The sequence below is a fragment of the Janibacter sp. HTCC2649 genome, from assembly GCF_000152705.1.
Lineage (GTDB): Bacteria > Actinomycetota > Actinomycetes > Actinomycetales > Dermatophilaceae > Knoellia.
Genome location: NZ_CH672413.1, coordinates 164,699 through 185,276, shown reverse-complemented (window position 1 = coordinate 185,276; position 20,578 = coordinate 164,699). Strand labels below are relative to the sequence as shown.

The following is a 20,578-nucleotide window of genomic DNA, read 5'->3' as shown; positions in this document are numbered from 1 at the left end:
CCAGCGCGTGATTTGTGGTTCAGCAGTTCGATACGGTCACTCGTTTTCTGCGGTGGACACCAAAAATCCGCCGCGGACGAACCAGGATCACAGGCCCACTCTGGGGGTCGCGCCGTCACAAGCGACGCTCATGCGAGGGCAGCAGCACGCGAATGGGCGAGCCGGTAGGAGTGGGTGCCGGTTTCGATGATGGTGCCGTTGTAGGTGAGACGGTCCACGATCGCGGCACACAGTCGTGGGTCGGTGAAGGTGTCGGTCCACCCGGAGAACGACTGGTTGGACGCGATCGCGATCGAGTTCTTCTCCTCGCGTTCCGTGAGGACCTGGAAGAGGAGTTCGGCGCCGCGGCGGTCGAGTTCCATGTAGCCCAGCTCGTCGATCATGAGCAGGTCGACGCGGCCGTAGCGGGCGATGGTCTTGGCGAGCTGCTTGTCATCGGCGGCCTCGACGAGCTCGTTCACGAGCTTGGTGGCCAACGTGTACCGGACGCGGTACCCCTGTTCGGCGGCTGCGGTCCCGAGCGCGATGAGGAGGTGGGATTTGCCGGTGCCGGAGTCCCCGATCAGACACAGCGGGTCACCTCGCCGGATCCAGTCACTCTTGGCGAGGTCGTGCACGGTTGCGGGGTTGATCGCGGTGTTGGCGTCGAAGTCGAAGTCCCCGAGCCACTTGTCGCGCGGGAACCCCGCAGCCTTGACCCGTCGCACCGACGAGCGGCGGTCCCGGTCGTCGACCTCGGCCAACAACAGCTCAGCCAGGAACCCTTGGTAGGTCAGCTGCTCCTTCTTCGCCACTGCCAGGGCTTCATCGACCAACGCCCGGATGGTTGGCAGACGGAGCCGCCGGCAGGCCTGGTCGATCGCGGCGACCGCGGCTTCTTCGGTCATGCCGCGCCGGCGGCGCAGTGTGGGACTGACCGGGGTGGCCACGGGTGTCGGGCTCATCAGCTGGTACTCACTTTCACATCGTCAGCGGTGGGCGTGGTGGTGCGTCGTCGTGGCAGCAGTTCGTCGTAAGCAGCTACGGACGGGATGGGTCGGGTGTCCGGCGGCAGGCCAGCGATGACCGCGGCGGGGTCGGTCAGGCGGCGCTGGGTCAGGCTGACAACGCGTTGCTCGCGCGCGTCGCCTTGAGCAACGTGATGACGGTCAGGACTGGCCCCACCCGTCGCCGTGGTGGTGGCAGATGTGTGACGTCGGGCTTCGACCGCGACGACGTCCGCGGACACCGCGCCGACGGTCAGGGCCGCGGTGATCCCAGCGGTGACTTGGTCGTGGGTCAGGGAGCGGTGGAGCAGGAGGACGTCGACGAGTTCGCGGGTGCCGTCGGTGTCGCCGTTGACCTTGCGTGAGGCCGCCCAGAACGCCTCATGCGCACTGGTGAACACCCCGGCGGCGCGGGCCTGCGCCAGAGCGGTTGACCCGGGCAGCGCGCCGGGTTTGAACCGCAGCACCTCGAGGTAGTGATCCAGGACAACCCTGCTGGTGCCGCGGGCCACGACCCGTGGATGCACCGCCACCACGGTCCGGCCTTCGAAGACGATCACCTCGGTCGCCCGCAGGCTGACGCGCACGCGTCGTCCGATCAGGTGGGCCGGGACGGAGTACTTCACCATCCGCACGGTGATCATTGAGGAGCGGTCGACGCGTGGATGGAGCACCAGCCCGGGTTCGAACACCTCCACTGGCAGCGGTCGCAGCAGGGGTTGCTCGGCGGCGAGATCGTGGCCGATCGTGTGGACGTGCCCGCTGATCCGGCGGCCCTCGTCGGCAGCCTCCCATTCCTTGATCTGGTCGTTGAGTTCGTCGAGGGAGTCGACCTCGGGCATGGGGACCAGGTGGTTGCGGCGGAACCACCCGACCGCACCTTCGACGCCACCCTTCTCGTGGGCGCCCTCGATCCCGGACTGGCAGTAGAACGCGTCGAAGCCGTAATGCGACCGGAACAGCACCCACCGGTCGTTCTCGTCCCTGGCCCGGCCGGGGCCGTGGACGACGGCAGTAACCGCGGAGGTGAGGTTGTCGTACTTGATGTGCTTCGTGGGGATCCCACCGATCGCGTCGAACGCCTCGATGTGCCCTTGGAGGAACGCTTCCTGTGCCTGGGTCGGGTACACGCGGTGGATCGCCTTCCCGGAGTGAGAGAGCCACAGCACGAACATGTAGCACTTGGTCCTCACCCCGCCCAGGACAACCCAAACCTCGCCGAAGTCGACCTCGGCCTCCTCACCCGGGCCGTGGTGTTGCGCGATGAACGCCTCCACCCGGCGGCCGCCCTCAAGGTCAACCTGCGCCCGCCGCACCCGCACGTAGTCCCGCACCGTCGAATACGACAGCCCGGTCGCGTCGTGCTCGTCGACCAGACGGGCCCGGATCCGGGTCGCGGTGTGTCGCTGCTTCCGCGGTGCGTCCAAGTCAGCGCGCAGCATCCCGTCGATGACGTCCTTGAACGGGTCCAACCGCGGCGACGACCTCGTGGGTGCTTTCCGAGGCGGTGGCTCAGCTACTGCCAGCGCTTGACGGACGGTGCGCCGGTGCACCCCATGACGACGGGCGAGCTCGCGGATCGAGACTTCCTCGACCCGCGCGTCCCGACGTATTGCAGCGAACAACTCCACACGTGATCCCATCCCAACCCCGATCCCTCGAGTGCTCTGATGAGAGCAAGGCTGAGGTGGGGCCAGATCAAACCGTCACAACCACCCCGGCGCGTCGCCAGTGGGGCCAGATCAGACCGTCACGGTGGGGCCAAACCAACCTGTCAGAGTCACCGTGCCCGACTACGCCGCCATCCCAACCGCAGTGTTCACGATCCCCGAGCTCGCCAGAGTGGGAATGCTCGAGCAAGAAGCCCGAGACCAAGACCTCGACCTCGAGGTCCGCTACCACGACACCAGTAACTGGTACTCGAACTACCGCACAGGGGAGACCACCGCCGCGGCCAAGATCCTCATCGACCGGACCAGCGACCGGATCGTCGGCGCGCACCTCCTCGGCCCCGAGTACGCCGAGTTGATCAACGTCCTCGGCCTGGCGATGAAGCTCGGATTGACCACCCGTCAGGTCAAGTCCATGACTGCGGCCTACCCGACCGTCGGATCAGACCTCGGCTCGATGCTCTGAGCGCATGCGTGCGCCCATTTCGCCGCGAACCGCGCACAACCCGCTGGCCGTTTTGACTGGTGTACGTGACGCACTCCGGTCCTACGCTGGCTGGATGCTCGACCTGGACGCTATCGACGTTGAGGAGATCGCCAACGCTCTCGCACATCAGACCGACTACGAGCATCGATGGTTGATCGACCCGAGAACGGGCGAGGTTGCTTTCTGGACCAGTGACCTGGGTATCGATGGTGAGAACCCGGTCGAGCTCGACGAGCTGGACTTGATCCTGATCGACCCCCTCCCGCCCTACGTCTGGTACCAGGACATGGTCGACTTCTCCGACGGCATCAGCGACCGGGGTGCAGGGGAGCGCCTGCGCCGCTCGCTGGAGGGCAAGGGCGCCTTCCGGCGCTTCAGGAATGCGCTGTACCAGGGACACCCTGAGTTGATCTCGGCCTGGCACACGCTGCGGGATGCCAGGGCACGGGTTCGGGCCGTGCAGTGGCTGGCAGACGACGGGCTGATCGACGAAGACGCCGCCCAAGGGTTCCTGCGGGACCAGAGCGACCCCGCCCTGCCGTGAGGCCGAGCAGCGCGGAGTTCGGCCAGATCCGCGTCGTTCTGCCTGCGTCATAGCGCCGCATCAGCCCTTCCACAATGACTCAGCCCGGCCACGCCATGGGTGGCCGTTCCGTCGCACACACCAGTTGATCACCCGAAAAAACGATGCCTCAGAAGGATGTCCCGCTGCCGCAGTCTTAGTTGACCACGATCGGGGTTGGGATCTGGAGTGTGTTGGCAACAGGGGTGTACAGGTCGACGTCCTGTTCGGCGGTCTTGAGGGAGACCAATAGTGCGTACCGAACCGTCTGGTCAACGCGGGCTTTGGCGGCATTGTTCTTCCACCAGCCTCCGACCGGGAACACTGCGAGCTTCCCTGACTGCGCAAGCTCGACACCGGAGGTCTGCCAGATGTCCTGGTGTAGCGAACCAAGGTTGCGCTGGTTGGCCCCGACCAGCCACTTGACTTGTCCGCCCCCGGGGCGTCCACCGGCCTCTTCCGTCCGAGCGTCATGGTTAACTCGTTGCACGAACTGCGCTTCGGTCTCCAAGGGATCCTGGACCTCGAAGCGAAGGTGGTGGGAGGCGTAACTGTAGCGGCGGCGCCATCCGCGGCGCGACGCGGTGGGCTCGACGAAGTAAGAGAGTGTGACCCGAAGGTCCACCTGGGCATCGCCTAAGCCTTGGAGGACTTGTGTCGGCCAGGGCAGGTCGTGGAGACGGAACGCGGGGATCTTGAACTCGTCGCCCTCGAACGGAATGAACTCGTCTTGAACGACTAAGGTCACTGCCTGGTTCGTCGAATAGAGCACGCGGTCTTCGGTCGGAACTCCCCAGCCGTATCGACGCAGCATGGCCTGCTGGTCCTTTTTGCCGGACTTACCCGCGTCCTTCACGGCAGACTTCATCACGGGGGTCCACTCTGCTCCGTGCACCACAAGCGCGCGGATGGTCTCAGGCCAGTACTCGGGGTAGGTGGCCATCGCCAGCGCGGCGAGACGCGCACCTTGTGCGGTTGCCGCACTGGTGGCGTGCGCCGACGTCAGCGCGAGATCGTTGGCATGTCCCGTGGTTCTGGTCGACAGCACCGGCAGTCCGGGTTCGAACAACGAAGCCCCGTCGTGGAGGATGTTGCCACCCTCCATCACGATGTCGGGCTTGATCGGCCATGGCTTGATCCCAAACAGCAACGAGGTCCGGCTGTAAGGGGAAAGCTCGCCTTCTTCGGCGACTACGTCCCACCCCCCGTACGCGGGATCCGTCGGCGGATCGGTGAGCTCCGTATGTGCGCCGACAGTCAGTACATTCCACGCCTGTCCAGGATCCAGGACCGCTGACAGATCAGACTGGACCAGGTGGTCGGCGACGTACTGGTCGGTGTTTCCGGCCGAGACCACCAGCAACCGTGCCCGTTCAGGATCCGGCGCGGAGAGCAGTTCAAGTTCGTCGCCGTTACGTACGACCTCAGCTCCGACCGCGAGGGCGTCCACGGTTGCCGACCAGAGGGTGGGCTGACCCGGCAAGTCGGCGGTGTCGGACTTGACGCTCACAGGCATGCAGAACACGCGTCCCCGAGTTGCGACGGCCTCGGGCATAGCGACCGCTTGGGCGGTCACGTCGCCATAGGTGATCGGGTCGTGCTGCGGTTCACCGTTCTGCGGGATGATCCTCACGGACTCTAGGCAGTGGCGGAGTGACACCGGAGCGGATCCAATCAGTTGTGCTTCCAGGTTGCCGAATAGGGCGATTCCGGCCATCTTGGTGCCGTGGCCGTCCTGGTCGAAGCCGCTCACTCCGAGCACGGAGTGAAGATCCTGCTCGGCGAGCGATTCGGAAAGCAGCACATGGGTGCGCGCCACCCCGGTATCGAGGTGGCAGACAGCCGGCGCTGTCTCGGGGGCAGGTTCAAGGCGCTCGAGGAGATCGTTGAGGTACTCCTCCTGCTCCCCCACTGTCAGGTCATCGATGGTGTCAACGAACTCGGGGCGACGGATTTCCGCTACAGGGACCGCCGTGAACGGAAGTGCTTCGAGCTCAGACCAGGTTGCCTGCACCCACGTCACGTTGCGGTCGGTCAAGCGCAGGACGCGCGGTGAGACGACAAGTTCCGCGAACTGGGCATAGCGACGTAGGAGGTCCGGGCCGTCAGCCGTGGGTCGAAGCCAGACCTCCCACCAGTGCTTCCCGGTCTGCGGGGGCTGGCCGTCGGACTGCCATAAGTCGGCGAGCACGCTCTGACGGATCCGGGCGATGTTCGCCACCAGCTCGTTGTTCCTGGGATTCCCAGCCTCACTGGAACGCTCGAGGTAGTCCTCGAAGAGCTTCAGGAACTGTGTTCGATACTCGTCACTGACCCACACCATCGCTCGTTCCGGAAGTTCTTGGTCAGGCTGCGCTGGTAGTACCGAGAGGAGTAGCCACTGCGGACGCTTCGGCGTCTTTCGGTGCGTGGACATGCGTTCCAGGCGTTCGATCGCAAGCGGGTACTCGGCATTGGTTCCTTCCAGGGTGATCACGGTTCCGAGCGCGCGTAGCTCCTCATCTGTCAGCAGCTCGGCTCGCGCCTGCTCGGCAGCATCCAGTGCCGCTCGAGTCTCAACGAGGCGCCCTCGACCGTGTCCCGATCGGCTCTCGACCGGTCGAATCTTGGGGTCGCCTCCGCCGCGGCGTCGGAACTCCTCGTCTGTGGACCTGTTCTCAACCAGAAGATGGCTCAGGTGCTGACGAGGTTCAGCCAAGGGTGCCTGCCGTCCGGGCCCTCAGCGCATCGCGCAAGTCCTCCGCGGAGATCTGAGTGCTGCCGCTCAGAATCACGCTCTTTGCAGCTGACTCGGCTGCACGGACGAGATCTGCGTGCGACAGCCCCTCCATCGCCGACGCCAGGCTCGCCCAGCGCACGCCCTTCGCCAGCGCCCCTAGGCGCCCGCGCATCACCGCGGCCCCCTGCTTCGAGTCTGGCAGTGCGTAGTCCAACACCATGTCGAAACGCCGGAACAGCGCCCTGTCAAGGATCTGGCGGTGATTGGTTGCAGCGATGATCAGGCTCTCACTCCTGTTGTTCTCTAAGAACACCAAGAACGAGTTCAAGATCCGGCGTGCTTCACCGACGTCGTTGCCTGCCCGGTCGCCGCCGAGCGCGTCGAACTCGTCGAACAGATACACCGCGCGCTGCTGCTCGGCCGCCTCGAAGATGACCCGTAGTTTGCTGGCTGTTTCGCCCATGAACTTGCTCATCAAGCTGTCCAAGCGAATCGTCAGGAGGGGCATCGAAAGCTCATGGGCGAGCACGGCTGCGGTCATCGTCTTGCCCGTTCCTGGAGGGCCTTCGAATAGCAGTCGGTGCGCCGGCTCGAAGCCATGGTTCAAGAGGTTCTTGCGCTGGCGCTGTTCGGTCAGGACCCGTCGGACTTGGGACTCTAAGCCCGCCGGCAGCACGAGTTCCTTCAGCGTGACGTCGGGATGCGTGGCGATGACCAGATCCGCGAGATCGCCGCGCGGCCGCGCGATCGATGTCACCTTCGGGCCCTGAGTTCGGGAAGACTCGACCGCAGACTTCAGGTCGGCCGCGATCTTGTGATGACCCTTACGCGCCTCTTGTGCTGCGACCTGCATAGCGACCGAGTAGAAAGCGGCATCGTCACCAGCAGCGTGACTGCGCACGAGCGCCTTGAGGTGCTCAGCACTCCCCGCCACCACACACCTCCCGCCGCGTCCATCCCGTGAGTGCAGTCTAGGGGGCACCACCGACGGAAACGGACCAAACACACCTCCTGATGGGACGGTCACCTCGTCGCAGGGTCGGACGTGGCTAGCCGCACCGAGCGCCCTCGCGCCGGAGTTCGAGGGCAACCCGAGGGATGCCCTCCTATGTCGCGCGGAGGCTAGCCGCTCCCGATTGTTTAGCTGCTCCTGCATAGGCAAACGCGCCCGGAGCTTTACTGGGCGCCACACCTCCGGCTGACCATCCAGTTTGCCGTAGTCGGGGATGTGCGTCTTTCCGCGCCCTTTGCGCCCGTTGCCTGAAGTCCAGACCCTTCAGTGGCTGTGCGATGTCTAGACGAATGACGGGGTATCGGTTGCGCCGACAAGCCCCTGTCGATACTCCAGGGCTTCGGGTTCTTCGACGAACGTCATGAGCTCGCCGGAGAGCTCGGTGAGTGAGTCTCTCGCCTCCGCTGGGGTGACCTTGAAGAACTCCTTGCGGTTGTTGACGCGGTTGACCCGTCGGTCGGCGAACCGCTGATGCATCTCGCGTTCGATCTTGACGGCGTTCTCAGAGAAGTAGAGCGCGTGGACGTCGAAAATGAACGGGACAGAAGCGTCGCCGAGTTCGCGCACGCGGTCCATCGGCTCGAGCCGCCGAGTCATGCCGATCTTGAGGACGCCCTCGCCGAACGATCCGATGTTGGAGATGACGTAGACGTGCCCGGCCGTCAAGGTGCGGGCACGGAAGTCAACGGCTTCGATCTCCCCGATGACGCCTTCGAGCTGGACCTGGAGTCGTGCGACCCCATCCGCGTCTCCCTTGGCCAAAAGCTGCGCGATGGCCTGACGGAAGTGCTGCTCCTCCTTCCGCAGTCGCTGCCGCTCTCGCTCAATCTCCTGCTCGACCTTTCGCTCCTCGCGCAGACGTTCTCGCTCCTCGCGCTCGTGCTCCTTTTCCTCGGCGACCTTCTCGAGGTAGTCAGCTGTGAGCTCGAGTTCACGGAGCCGGACCCGGTGATACGGGACAGAGACCGCGATGCTCATCGACGCGCCCAGCTTGGCGATCGTGGTCGCCACTTTGTCTAGACGCTCCTTGGCAGTGTCGAGCTTGTAGGGCTTCATCCCGCGCACCAAGTTGTCGGCCTCGGCGTTGTAGGCCCGGAGCATTAGCTTCGAGATGTCGTTGACCATCTTCCGGCCCTGCGCTACCGAACCGTTCACCTGCCAGGTGGTGGAGGCCGTGATTGCTCCGCCGTCCTGCTTGACCATGGCTTTGATTTGGTCCTGGATGCGGGCAAGCTCGGCACGATAGGCGACGGAGTCGTCGAGAGGGTGGCGGTACCGGTAGACGCCGACCTCCTGGAGGATCGCTGCCTCCTCAGTCTCGACGACGGACTGACGCAGAACCGCCAACTGCGCGTAGATATCCCGCGCCTGTCGTTCACCATCGGCCCGTGCTGCTGCCGCCGCCTCTCGGAGCGATTCCACCTCAACTTGGAGGTGGTCCCGCTCTGACTGCAGCTCGACGACGTCCATGACTTCAAGTCGGTTCAGCTCGGCGCGCAGCTGGTCGATCTCGGCATGCGCATCGTCCAGGGCTTGTCCCCTGCCGAATAGCTTCGGCTTCGACCGCTTGGTCTCGCCAGTTGTAGCGTCAGGTGGGCTCTGCACCGCCGGCGACGACGGCTCGTGAGAGCGAGGGTGGGTGTGGCTCGTCCACTGCTGGCCGTCCCACCACCGGATGATCGTGGAGTCGTTCGGGTCGGGGTACCAGCCCTGCGGTGTCGTCATCAGGTCACCTCGCGTTCGGTCGTGCGGCGCTTCAGTAGATCATTAGGTCGGTGACCGCAAATGATCCGGCGCCCAAACTCGCTGTCCGCGCCGACGAACGACCGTCCGAAGAAGGACTTGCACACAAGTCGTACACCAGCCGCGTCTCTACGCCGCGATACGGGCGGAACTTGTCCGGTTGTTGCTGAGCTGCCGGGACCTACTGCAGAATCTCGCCGGTGCCGCCATCGACGACTACCCCGTCGACGATGGTCAGGCACCGTCTGGGGTGCTCCGGCGGCGCTGGTGAAGGCGAGAGCAGGTCGCTGTCCTTCTCATATGCGCGATTCCGGCGCCTCCGATGGGGGTCGCTTGTGTGGCGCGCGTGGCGACTCGTGGAGGGCCAAGGTTGATGGCCGTTCTCACAATGGGACTTCAAGCGGGCGGTCATCCGATCGAGGAATGCGGGGAGCGCGTAGCGGTGCCAGTCTTCGATTGCGTCGCTGGTGTGGGCCAGCCCAGCGCGTCGTCGTTGATCGGCGAGGACGGCGAGGTCGTGGACGAGGTGGGGGTGATCGGGCCAACAAGAGGGAATGTAGCCGTCGGTGTCCCAGACGTACTCGTGGTTGAGCCAGGTGACGACGTCGTCGAGCCAGGCCCAGACCTCGAGCCGCAGGTCGGGGTGGGTGCAGCTGGGCGGGTCCCAGGGCCTGGGCAGGCATCGGGTGTCTCCAAGGGTTCTGAGCTGTTCGGGGGTGCCGTTCGCTGCGATGGACAGCTCGCGGTAGGCGTGCTCGACGAGGCGCCCGGGACTGGGGAACTGCAGGATGAGCGGCGACCTCGACGGGCCGGCGACCTGGTCGGCGCTCATGAAACTCCTCCGAGGTCGGTGCCCAGTCCGCGGCGGTGGGCCTCGACGAGGGCAGCAGTCGCCCGGGTCTCGAGTGGGATCTGTTGTGAACGGCCCGCGACGAGCCGCGCCCGGGTGCCCTCCTGGGCGCGGAGGAGAGCGAGTCCGGGCTTGCCGTCGATGCAGCGGGTGAGTCTGGCGATGAGGGGTTTGCCGTTCTCGGTGACGACGAGGGCGTGGCGGTCGGTGAGCTGGCGGACTTCGGCGCCGGTGAGGATGGGGATGTCTTCCCCGGTGACGGAGCGGTGGGACCGTCCGGACTGCCAGGTGGTGCGGGCGACCCGGACGGGTCCGAGGAGGTCGGAGATTTCCTGGTTGAACGCGACGTCCTTGGACCCTCCGAACAGGACCAGGGTGTTGGTCAGTCCGAGCACGGCCCGGGCCTGGTGCTCGCCGAAGATCTGGGTGAGCTGGGCGCGGGTTTGGGCGGCCCAGATGAACGAGATCCCGAGGGCGCGTTCGTTGGCCATCCGGGTTTGAAGGGTGGGCAGTGGTGCGGTGGAGGGCAGCTCGTCCAGGCAGGTGAGCATCGGTGGGCACAGCCGCCCCCACGGGGACCGGGTGGCGAGGACCAGCGCGGTGTCGAGGACGTGTTCGGCGACAGCGGTCATGAGCGGTGACGCGGACTCGTATGGACTCTCCCGGCCAAGCAGGTAAATGGTGCCGCCGGCGTGGATGATGTCGGCGATGTTCGTGGCCGGGCGTCCTGGCCCGGGGACGCAGCGGCGGCGGATCGCTTCCTGGAAGAACAGTGCGAGGGCTTGCTGGACGGTGGTGATGGTGTTGCCGGCGGTGCGGTCGTCCCCCCGCAGCGCCCCGTGGAGCAGTCCGTGCCAGAACGGGGCTGCATGTGGGTGCTCGCGCAGGATCTCGGTGGGTTCGACGGCGGCGACGGGGTTGGCGACCCAGCGCAGCACGTCCTCGAGGCTCCGTCCGGTCAGCGCGGCGGCGTGGAGGTAGCCCTGGATGACTTTGGCAGCTTCGGCGGCGTAGAACCGGGCGGCGTCGTCGCCCTGTCCGCGGGCACCGGCGCCCGAGACGGTGCCGGCGGTGAAGGCTTTGGCGCGCTTCTCGGCGACCATGGGGTCCACGCATCCGGCGATGGGGTCCCAGACGAGCTCGGGCAGGCCGGGAGCGAGCCCGAATGGGTCGAGCACGACGCACGGTCGACCATTCGTGGAGCGTTGGCCGATGGACAGGAGCAGGTCGTCGGCCTTGGTGAGGGTGACCAGGGCTGCGCCGGGTGCGGCGAGCAGGGCGGGGATGAGCAGGTCCAACGTTTTGCCGGAGCCTTGGGGGCCGATGACTCCGGCGGTGCGGTCCCACGGGACCCACAGGTCGCCGCCGCGGGGTTCGTGCGCGCGGCCGAGGCGCCACCCGACCTGTCGGGGGTCGAAGCGGGTCATCGCCGGGGCTCCTTGCCGTGCAGGTCGGGGCGGACCAGGGGCGCGACCTTGCGCAGGCGTCGCACGCCGAGAAGGGTGTCGGCTTCGGCGCGGGTGGCCATCCCTCGCACCCGTGCCGGGCCCCACTGGCGCATCCCGGCCATGACCGCCCACCCGATGAGCAGGGCGGCAACCAGTTCGACCACGACCAGGCACGTGTAGAGCAGCGCGGGCGAGGCTGCGGGACCGGGGCCGAGCCCGGCGCGGCTGTCGCCCGCGAGGATGCCGGGCAGGGAGGTGAACAGTTGCGCCTGCGACGTCCACGCCCATCCTGCGCCGGCCAGAGCGAGGGCAAGACTCCGGGCGGCGTGGGCCGCCACGACGAGCACCAGTGTCACGGCGAGAGCCGCGCCCAGCGGGATCTCCCAAGTGTGCGGGTAGGGGGTGGTGCGTCGTGACTGCTGCATCGGGGTCTCCTCCAGGGTCGCTATGTCCCAAGGCCGTTGGGGGTGCTCGTTGTGGTCACCCGCGCCCGCGGAACCTCTGCTCGATCGCAGAGTTCAGCGGCGCACCTGCACGCCCGGCGACGCCGGGCTGCCGCCTGGTGCCCAGACCTGCTGAGCGGTGCCGACTCTCAGGGGCACGGCTGGCGCATCCGCGGCCCTGGAGACCCGTGCGATCGCGTCTGCGTCTGGGTCTGCTCATTCGTAGAGTCGGTCGAGGAGCCGGTCCGCGAGGTCCTGGGCGGCGGCGACGTCCCGGGCGGTGGGTGCGACCTCGAAATGGTCGGCGACCTCGGCGAGGAGGTCGGGGCGGCGCTGCTCGAGCAGGGTCAGTCGCTCCCGGAGCCGGCCCAGGTCGCGGTGGAGGCGGGCGTGCCCGAAGAACGGCGAGCTCGTCTGGGCAGCGACATCGCGCACGGCCCGGCCGACGTCGCGTTTGACCAGGCCGACGACGCTGGGGCCACGCTGCGGGGCCGGCGCAGGGTCGGGGGTTGGTGTCATTGGGCGCCTTCCGTGGCGCCGGGGCGCCAGATCTCGTAGATGTGTTTGCCCTTCGCGACTCCTGCGTAGCTGAAGGTGCCGACCCCGGCGTGCGGGTTCTTGGCCTCGAACGTCGTCCTCGTGGTGGGGTTCTGAACGATGACGACGTGCCCGATGGCGTTGGGTCCGAGGTAGCTGTCCCAGAAGATGAGGTCGCCGGGGCGTTCCTTCCCGGGTGGGATGCGGGCGCCGCCTCCGGCGGCGAGCCAGTCGCGTTGAGCGCCGGCGGTGCGCGGCAGGGTCAGGCCGATGTGGCGGTAGGCGGCCTGGGTGAAGCTGGAGCAGTCCCACGCGTCGGGGCCGTTGGCGCCGAACACGTACTGGTCGCCGGTCTGCTGCTCGGCCCAGGCCAGCAGGGCCGCCACTTGGTCGGCAGGGAGCGGGGTGAGGTTCGGGTTGCCCTCTCCCCCAGCGCAGCTGCCCGGGTCGCCCAGAACCAGCCCACCGCCGTAGGCATGCGCGTAATGCAGGACGTCGTTGACGTACCAGGTGGCGTGGTTGTACGCGTACAGGGCGTTGCGGACCCCGTCGGGGCCCTTGGTGACCCCGGACTGGGTGAGGTAGCTCGCCGCCGAGAACACCGAGTCGGCGTCGCTGCGGATGCTGGCGGCCCCGTCGCTGTCACCGTCGACGCCGTGCGCGGCGAAGGTGGCGGGCATGAACTGCATCAACCCTTGTGCCCCGGCGGTGGAGGTGGCGGTGGTGCGTCCGTGGGCGGTCTCTTCCATGCCGATCGCGGCGAGCAGCGTCCACGGCAGCTGGTACTTCTGGGCGGCGGCGACGTACAGGGCTTTGACCGGTGCGGTGATGGTGGCCGGTGGGGTGGTCAGGGAGGCCAGGCGGGGGGTGCCGGCGGGGGGGAGGTCGAACCCGATCCCCCCTTCCACGTCACGGGGGGTGTTGGTGGTGGGGGTGGGTGCGACGGCGCGCCCGTCCAGGGGTGCGCCGCGATCCGCCATGAACGGCACCGGGTCGACCGGGTCGCCGTTGTTGAGGATCTCGAGGTGGAGGTGGTTGCCGGTGGAGGCGCCGGTGGAGCCTTCGACCCCCAGGACCTGCCCGGCGGTGACGGTTGCGCCGACGGTGATGGTGGGGTCGATGCGGGCGAGGTGGGCGTATCGGGAGGTGATGCCGCCGCCGTGGTCGACGTCGACGGCGTTGCCGTAGCCGCCGCGGTAGGCGGCCGTGACCACGGTGCCCGTCGACACCGCGACGACGGGTCCGGGTCCGGGCTGGGAGACCAAGTCGGTGCCGCTGTGCAGCCTCCACACGTGCTCGATGGGGTGAAACCGGTTGCCGTAGTGGGAGGTTCTGACGTAGGCCTGCTGGAACGGGGGCCGCCAGGACCCGCTGGCTGCCACGGTGGTCCCGCACCCGTTCAGGCGGGCCTGTTCGGCGGCGACGGGGGTGATGACCGCGGCCAGGGTGACCGCTGCCCCGAGCGGGATGACAAACAGGACCGCGAGCAGCGGGGTCAGCACCCACAGGGCCCTCTTCACGGCGCGTCTCCCCCTGGGGTTCAGGCGGCGCCGGCGATGGCGTCGTTGGTGAACGTCAGGGCGGCCTCGGCGGGATGCAGCACGGTCTGGACCTTGTACTGCTGTTCGCCGACGCACCACAGGGCGCGTCCCTTGCCATGCATGGCCCAGGTGGTGACGACGTCGCGGGCGATCGGGCCCAATCCCATGAGCTGTTCGAGGTCCCGGGCGACGCCGAGGTCCTGTCCGTGCAGGATTTTGATGTCGGCCAGGTGGAGCAGGTCCTTGGCGATGGCCACGGCTTGGGAGCCGGCGTTGCCGACGGAGAGCAGGTCGGAGGGTTTGTGCGCGTTGGCCCACTGCACGTCGCCGTGGGAGCGGGACAGGCGCAGGTCCCCGTCGAAGGACTTGACCGCTTCCACGCCCAGGCGCATCTGCTTCCACACCTCGTCGCGGACCATGATCCGCAGGTCGCCGGGGTCGGCGAGCTCGCGCATCCCGCGCCCCCAGGAGGACAGGCAGGTCAGGGCGATGCCGACGGCCTCATCCCCGAGCGGTTCCAGCCGGGACAGGCTCAGCGACTGGATCGGCGCGGCCCAGTCCACGGTGATGCTGGTGTGGTCGTCGAAGATTCCGGCCAGGGCGCCGGAGGTGAGCTGGCCCAAGGCGTCGCGCAGGAGTCGGGTCTCGTCGAGGAAGTGCCGGGTGGAGGCGTACCGGCACTGCTCGACCAGCTCGGGGGTGGGGGTGTTGAGCAGGTGCCACAGGGCGGGGATGGTGGTCTCGGCCAGGTGGGTGGTGCCGTGGGTGTACCCGGTGAGCAGCCGCAGGCCGGCCTTGACGACGTTCTCCTCCACGGGCCCGAACGGGACCGGGACCTCCCCGACGCGCTGGGAGCCGACCAGCCCACGCAGCAGGGTGAGCCACCGCCCGAACACGATTGCGGCGCGGACCTGCGCCTGCGCGGCGTCCAGGTCCGCCCAACCCTGGGCGAGGGGGCCGAAGGCCAGCGGGTTGATCCGGGCGGGCAGGCCGGGCCCGATCCGGAACGGCTCCACCCCCAGCGCGGTGCAAAGGGGTTCGTACTCGTCCTTGGGGTCTCCGAGGATGAGGGTGCGGTACCCGAAGTCCATCATTCGCAGGATGAACGCCTTGGTGGTGGCGGACTTGCCGCGGCCGGGTTTGCCGAAGCAGATGACGTTGGGGTTGGTGACCGGGACGTCGTCGCGCAGGACCCACCCGAACGGGTCGAGGTAGAACGACCCCCCGGACAGCACGTCGATGCCCATCTGGGCGCCGGTGGGTGGCAGGCCGGGGGCGGCGATGAACGGCCACAGCACCGGCGCCTGGTCCGAGGTCATCCGCCACACGGAGACCGGTGCCCGTGTCGAGGCCGCCCAGCCGCTGCCGCGGTAGCGGGGGCCGCGGCGGGGGGCGTTGCGGTACAGCCGCGGCTCCCGGACAGACGGTGACAGGCTCGGGGCTGCGGGGAGGTCATGACCGAAGTCGGCGAGTAGGCGGGTGACGTCACGCCCGGTGCCGGCGCGCCGCATCAGGCGTCCCCGGTGCGGGTGAGGCTTACCCCGAGCGGGATCGTGGACGCGGCGAACGCGACGTCTTGGCTGAGGTCCAGGCGTAGGGGTGCAAACCCGGCCCGGCGAACCGAGGCGTCCAGGCGCCGCCCGAACTCCGCGGCCCGCACGGTCTTGGGGACGGTGACGGTGGCCACGGCGTAGGGGCGGGTCAGGGAGGAGCCGCGGGCGAGCTTGCGGTCCAGGCCGCGGACCTTCGCGGCCTCGTCGACCGCCCGGGTGCGCGGTTTGACCTTGGCCTTGGTGCGCAGCCCTTCGCCCATGTCGGCGGCCCACTCGCTGCTCGCGGACTGCCGGTCCGCCGCGGAGGCGCTGATGATCGGGAACGCGACGAGCACGGAGCGCCGCTCCCCCGGCTCGGTCGGGGTAAGAATCGGCGCCAGGGCACCCATGGCCGCGCCCTTGACCGGGAGCTTGATGGTGGCCGAGATCGAGTTCCACGCGTCGTGGCTGTAGTGCCTGGCGGCGGGGTCCGCGCCCGAAGGGCCGGCCATGGCCCACGGCACGTCCGCGTTCACCGCGGGGTCGGTGGTGTGGGCGGTCAGCGCGTCGATGATCCCGGCCCGGTCGCCGGGGGCGAACCCGGTGCGGCACGCGGCCGCCAACTGGGGGGAGGTCAGCCACTCCACTCCGGTCATCCCGACCGCCCCGCGCAGCTGGGCGTCACACTCCCCCATCAGGGAGTACAGGACCCGGGCGCGTCCCTCGACCCCGCCACCGGCCTCCTTCGCCGCCTTGCCGAGACGGGACTCGGGCACGACCAGGGTGAGGAACGCCTCGGTGCGCACAGAGCCGCCGGTCAACGCGGCCTGCAGCTCGTCGTTGACGACCCGGGCCACGGTCGGGCCGACAGGGCTGCGGTGCCGGGTGAGCCACTGGTCGCGTTCGGCGCCGTCCTCGGGCACGGTGCGCACCAGTAGCAGGATCTCGTCGACCAGTTCGGTGCGGGAGGCGAGGTCGAGCAGCTCGGACAGCCCGGTGCCGAACCGGGCTCGTTCGTCGGCCTCGCTCATCCCGATCCCCGGGTGCACCACGGACGCCGTGACGGCCCACGTGCGGGTGGTGTGGTTCTGCACGACCGCGACCCGGGTCCCGGCCGGGCCCTGCGGGGGTCCGTCGTGGATCTCCACCCCGGCCAGCACCCCGGGCAGGTCCGGCATGTGCAGCTCGGCGGCGGCGCCGACGGCCGCGCGGGAGCGGAACCGTGTCCACCCGGCCAGGGCGCCGACCGCGAACGACACGCTGGTGGCGGCCCAGTTCGTCGCGGAACGTCCCCGCACCGGGGTCACCGTGACAACCACGACCACGGCCCAGGCGAGGGCGAACCCGGCGGCGGGCACCCAGGCGGCGGCGTTGACGGAGACGAACACCGGCATCAGGGACAGGGCCACCACGGCCAGCTGCCACCCGGACAGGCCAAAGAAGTGCCCGATCCGGGCGCGGGAGTAGTCGGAGTAGACGAGGACCATGGCGGGCTCCTAGGTTTCAGACGCGACGTTCAGACGGGGACGATCGGGACAACAGCGGCCGCGCCACCGGCCGCGGCGGCGCCACCCCCAGCACCGGCACCGCTGGCTCCGGCGGGGGCGGGCGGGACAGGCGACGGCCCACCGGGGGCCGCAGCGCTGCCAGCCGAACCCGCACCAGAGCCTGGCGACGCGTCTGGGGTGGTGTCGGGGGGGTCGAGCTCGCCGCGACTGGCCGCGTCCCGCCCACTACTGCGGCGGTCGGCGGAGAAGTCGGGGACGTAGTCGCCGTGGCCCACGCCCATCTGGTTGGACAGGTCCGCGCCGACCGCGGCCGCGCGGGCCCCGAACGACCCGGCCACGCCGACACCAGTAGCGGCGGCCTGCCCGACCGGGCCCAGCGCACCCAGGAGCCCGCCGGCGGAGGTGGCGAAGCGGGAGGTGGTGGCGTCCGCGCTGGCGTCCTCCCCGGCGGAGCGGCCGTTCGCGTCGGTGCTCGACGCCGCCCCCGACGTGCCCGAGGACGCCGATGCGCTGCCGCCGGGCAGGAGTCCTTGCAGGCCGCCCTGCGCGGCCATCCCGGTGCGCATGGCAGCCCCGGAGCTGGTGCCGGGGTCGACGAACGCGAGCATCTTGAACAGGGCCAGCGGGGCGAAGCAGCCGATCAGGATGAGCATCACTCCGGGCACCGCGGTACCGACCGCGGCGGCGACGGAGTCGCCTTGGCTGGTGACGACACCAGTGGTCAGCTGGATCCCCACCCCCATCACCAACGCCATCAGCACGGGGGTGAACGCGGCGGCGTGGAACCAGCGCAGCGACTTCCAGAACCACGACCGGCCCGCGTCGGACACCAGCCCGGCGGCGGCGATCGGGGTGGTCGCCGCCAACACCAGCAGCGCGCCGGCACGGGCGAGCATGACGAGCAGGTGCCCGATCGCCGCCAGCACCAGGAACAGACCCATGATTCCCAGCACGGTCGCGACCGCGGCGTCGGTGACGTCCTGGGTGCTGAACGCCTCCCACGGCTGCCACTGCGACCAGGCATCCACCCCCATGGTGGCCTTCATCACCACCCGGGTCAGCCCCCCGCACGCCGCCAGCAGCACCACCGCATACGTCAGCCACGCCACCCAGACCATCAGGAACTGGGCGGTGCCGACCGCGACCCGCGCCAAGGACTGCCCGTCGCGGCGGAACGCGGCGACCCCGAACTGGACCATCGCCATGAACAGCACCAAAGTGGCCGCGACCCAGAACGTGAACCGGTACACGCTCGCGCCGGGTCCGCTCTCGGACAAGTCCGGAGTCAGGAACGCGTCCACCAGCTCAAGGACGAACCGCAGCAGCCACAACCCCGCGGACCAGAAGGACAGCATCGCCACCGTCCACGCGTCACCGGCGACCTTCCCCGCGGCGCCGGCCAAGTAACTGAACGGGTTGACGTAGTCCGACCACCCCTCCACCGGCAGGATGGTCACGGTTGACCCGCTTCCACCCACGTCGCCCACCCGGCGTCCATCGCGGCCTGGGAGCCCGGCCAGGTCGACGGGGCCCGGGCCGGCTGCGCCCCGGGCCCGATCATCCACCGCCCTCCCTGCTCGCCGCCGCTCCACTGCATCCGTTCGCAATGGCCGTACCCGATCCGGGCAGAGGCGGTGATCGTCGCGCGCACGTCCAGCAGCACGCACGCCAAGGTCCAGTCGCCGCCGTCGGTGCCTTTGACCTGTCCAGCGGCGGGGGTGGCAGTCACCACACTGGCCGCGTCCAGGCTTTGGGATCCGCTGGCGGCAAGGTACGCCTGCACGTTGCCGGTCATCACCCACTGCGCCACAGGTGGGGCACCGGGCAGCGCCCACGCCTCGTGAACGGCCCGGGTGTGCGGGATCGACATCCCTGTCAGGACGGTCGTGTCGATGGCGGCGAGCTGCCCGACCGCACCCAGCGGGGTCCGGGGGAAACCGGTCGGCACCTCCACAAGGCCTACCGTGGTGGCAGCCGGAACGGTGATGCTCGCACTGGCCCCCGCGGCAGGGGTGCCCGACATCGCCGCTGACGCGGCGACAGCGGCCATCGGGACGGCCGCGATCGCGTCCCGCCGCTGCACTGCGGTGTCACCGCCCACCCGCACCGGTCCGGTGGCGGGACGGTCGTGGCCCGCAGTTGCAGAGCCGATCCCCCAGACCACCGCGTAGACCAGCCCCATCACCAGCAGCACCGCCGCGGACAGGACCCCCGCGAGAGTGAGCAGAAGGCGTCGCCGGTCCCACACCCCGCTGGCGTCCTCAATCGTCGTGGTGGCCATCAGACGCACCCGGACCCGGTCATCGCTCGCACGATCCCCGGAAGGACGAGGTAGGCGATGATCGCGACGAACACCAGCACCACGCCGACGACGCCTGCCTTGGAGGCGTGAGGCATGGCGAAGACTCGTCCGCCGACAATGGCGGCGATGCCGACGATCACGCCGAGGATGAACAGCAGCCCCACCCCCCACAGCAGGTAGCCCATGAGCTGGTCGGCGTACTGCTGCGCTCCCGGTGGGGCGACCGGGCAGACCCGGGTAGTCACCGCGGCAACCACGCCGGCGTTGGATTCGAGAGCGGTGGTCATGTCAGGGGTTCCTTCCGGGCGGGAACGTCTTGGGTGAGGTGGAGCAGGTGGGTGGCGGCGTGCAGCAACGCATCCGGAAGTGGCGCGGAGTCCAACCCGCGGGCTGAGAGCCGTGCATCGGTGGGGACCACGACCAGTCGCTCCGCGCGGATCAGTGCGGTGGTCAGCGGCCCGGCGCTGTGCGCCACGGCACGGGCCCACTTCTTGCGTCGCGGCCCCAGCACCGCAGCCACGCACGGGGTACTCGCGAGCATGCCCAACGCCGCCTCCAGCCGCCGCAGACCGGGAATCGTTGCGGTCGCGGTCACCACCACCAGCGGTGACTGGCGAAGCAGGTCCGCGACCCAGGACTCGGTGGTCAGGACCTGCCCGAGTTCCCACGCCACATCGACGACGGTCATTGGCGGAATGGCTTCCGGCGTCGTGGGTGCCTGCAGATCTCCCAGGGCGGTCAGGGTAGTTGCCGGCCGTTCGATCATCACCGTTCCGCGGGTGCCGCGCAGCCAGCCGCTGTCGTGCCGGCCGAGCTCGGCGGTCGGCGCGGCCACCAGCCCGGAGTCGGTCAGGGTGGCGCACTCGACGACCCGGCCGCCGGCCGCCGTGGCCAACGCCAGAGCGAAAGTCGACGCACCGGTTCCGCCGGCGGCGCCCACCACCGGCAGGACCGGCTCGACCGGGGCCCACCCAGCTGGGCTGCGAGGTCGGGGTGGGTGACGGCGGAAGTCGCCGACCATCAGGGACCGGTGAGCGCGTAGCAGCTCGTCGACACCGACCGGCCGCGTCACCGTGGTCACGGCAGCCCCCGTCCGGGCCGGGCGCGTCGGAGGCAGGCCGGCGTTGCTCTGCCCACCGCGCGATCGTCCCCGAACCTGGCGGTCGCTAGCACGGCCACGGTGCGTGGCAGCAGGACGTTCCTGATGCTCTTCATGACCTCACCTCCATGCCCGAAGG

18 protein-coding genes are annotated in these 20,578 nt (G+C 68.8%); 2 read left to right on the top strand and 16 right to left on the bottom strand.

Features of this window, described 5'->3' with window-relative positions; all coding sequences use genetic code 11:
• Positions 1 to 128 precede the first annotated feature (128 nt).
• The gene (istB, locus tag JNB_RS00905) at positions 129 to 944 is read right to left on the bottom strand and encodes an IS21-like element helper ATPase IstB (RefSeq protein WP_040883426.1); all 816 of its coding nucleotides are present in this window, start codon (positions 942 to 944) and stop codon (positions 129 to 131) included.
• Positions 944 to 2,629 carry an IS21 family transposase gene (istA, locus tag JNB_RS00900; protein ID WP_050766554.1) on the bottom strand — a complete coding sequence of 562 codons (1,686 nt, stop codon included), beginning with the start codon at positions 2,627 to 2,629 and terminating at the stop codon, positions 944 to 946. Before istA ends, istB begins: the two co-directional genes overlap by 1 nt.
• A gap of 142 nt (positions 2,630 to 2,771) precedes the next feature.
• Between istA and JNB_RS00895 the strand changes: the two genes are divergently transcribed.
• Together JNB_RS00895 and JNB_RS00890 are read left to right on the top strand one after the other, a co-directional pair.
• Positions 2,772 to 3,122, top strand: a complete 351-nt coding sequence (locus tag JNB_RS00895; protein WP_009774495.1) for an NAD(P)/FAD-dependent oxidoreductase — start codon at positions 2,772 to 2,774, stop codon at positions 3,120 to 3,122.
• A gap of 94 nt (positions 3,123 to 3,216) precedes the next feature.
• Positions 3,217 to 3,687: a UPF0158 family protein gene (locus JNB_RS00890; RefSeq protein WP_009774494.1), complete on the top strand. Its 471-nt coding sequence runs from the start codon at positions 3,217 to 3,219 to the stop codon at positions 3,685 to 3,687.
• Between the two features lie 175 nt (positions 3,688 to 3,862).
• Here JNB_RS00890 and JNB_RS00885 read toward each other — a convergent pair whose 3' ends face one another.
• The 14 genes from JNB_RS00885 to JNB_RS20195 all read right to left on the bottom strand — a co-directional run bounded on the left by JNB_RS00885 (position 3,863) and on the right by JNB_RS20195 (position 20,421).
• Positions 3,863 to 6,181 carry a S8 family peptidase gene (locus tag JNB_RS00885; RefSeq protein WP_237700573.1) on the bottom strand — a complete coding sequence of 773 codons (2,319 nt, stop codon included), beginning with the start codon at positions 6,179 to 6,181 and terminating at the stop codon, positions 3,863 to 3,865.
• A gap of 214 nt (positions 6,182 to 6,395) precedes the next feature.
• Positions 6,396 to 7,358: an AAA family ATPase gene (locus JNB_RS00880; protein WP_009774492.1), complete on the bottom strand. Its 963-nt coding sequence runs from the start codon at positions 7,356 to 7,358 to the stop codon at positions 6,396 to 6,398.
• A gap of 360 nt (positions 7,359 to 7,718) precedes the next feature.
• Positions 7,719 to 9,161, bottom strand: coding sequence for a DUF4041 domain-containing protein (locus tag JNB_RS00875; protein WP_009774491.1), 1,443 nt, complete (start codon positions 9,159 to 9,161; stop codon positions 7,719 to 7,721).
• 199 nt (positions 9,162 to 9,360) lie between these two features.
• The gene (locus tag JNB_RS00870; RefSeq protein ID WP_009774490.1) at positions 9,361 to 10,011 is read right to left on the bottom strand and encodes a hypothetical protein; all 651 of its coding nucleotides are present in this window, start codon (positions 10,009 to 10,011) and stop codon (positions 9,361 to 9,363) included.
• A complete protein-coding gene (locus JNB_RS00865) occupies positions 10,008 to 11,456 on the bottom strand; it encodes a type IV secretory system conjugative DNA transfer family protein (RefSeq protein WP_009774489.1) in 1,449 nt (482 codons plus the stop codon). The genes JNB_RS00870 and JNB_RS00865 overlap by 4 nt, the downstream gene beginning before the upstream one ends.
• On the bottom strand, positions 11,453 to 11,902 hold the full coding sequence (locus tag JNB_RS00860) for a hypothetical protein (protein WP_009774488.1): 450 nt from the start codon (positions 11,900 to 11,902) through the stop codon (positions 11,453 to 11,455). Before JNB_RS00860 ends, JNB_RS00865 begins: the two co-directional genes overlap by 4 nt.
• 234 nt (positions 11,903 to 12,136) lie before the next feature.
• Complete coding sequence (locus JNB_RS00855) at positions 12,137 to 12,439, bottom strand: hypothetical protein (RefSeq protein ID WP_009774487.1); 303 nt, start codon at positions 12,437 to 12,439, stop codon at positions 12,137 to 12,139.
• Positions 12,436 to 13,977, bottom strand: a complete 1,542-nt coding sequence (locus tag JNB_RS20200; RefSeq protein WP_009774486.1) for a peptidoglycan DD-metalloendopeptidase family protein — start codon at positions 13,975 to 13,977, stop codon at positions 12,436 to 12,438. Before JNB_RS20200 ends, JNB_RS00855 begins: the two co-directional genes overlap by 4 nt.
• 20 nt (positions 13,978 to 13,997) lie before the next feature.
• Positions 13,998 to 15,509 carry an ATP-binding protein gene (locus JNB_RS00845; protein ID WP_009774485.1) on the bottom strand — a complete coding sequence of 504 codons (1,512 nt, stop codon included), beginning with the start codon at positions 15,507 to 15,509 and terminating at the stop codon, positions 13,998 to 14,000.
• On the bottom strand, positions 15,509 to 17,017 hold the full coding sequence (locus JNB_RS00840) for an SCO6880 family protein (protein WP_009774484.1): 1,509 nt from the start codon (positions 17,015 to 17,017) through the stop codon (positions 15,509 to 15,511). The genes JNB_RS00845 and JNB_RS00840 overlap by 1 nt, the downstream gene beginning before the upstream one ends.
• 29 nt (positions 17,018 to 17,046) lie before the next feature.
• A complete protein-coding gene (locus JNB_RS00835; RefSeq protein WP_009774483.1) occupies positions 17,047 to 18,495 on the bottom strand; it encodes a hypothetical protein in 1,449 nt (482 codons plus the stop codon).
• Positions 18,492 to 19,319, bottom strand: coding sequence for a hypothetical protein (locus JNB_RS00830; RefSeq protein WP_009774482.1), 828 nt, complete (start codon positions 19,317 to 19,319; stop codon positions 18,492 to 18,494). Before JNB_RS00830 ends, JNB_RS00835 begins: the two co-directional genes overlap by 4 nt.
• Positions 19,319 to 19,627: a hypothetical protein gene (locus JNB_RS00825; protein WP_009774481.1), complete on the bottom strand. Its 309-nt coding sequence runs from the start codon at positions 19,625 to 19,627 to the stop codon at positions 19,319 to 19,321. Before JNB_RS00825 ends, JNB_RS00830 begins: the two co-directional genes overlap by 1 nt.
• Entirely contained in the window at positions 19,624 to 20,421 is a 798-nt protein-coding gene (locus tag JNB_RS20195) for a hypothetical protein (RefSeq protein ID WP_009774480.1), read from the bottom strand. Before JNB_RS20195 ends, JNB_RS00825 begins: the two co-directional genes overlap by 4 nt.
• Positions 20,422 to 20,578 lie beyond the last annotated feature (157 nt).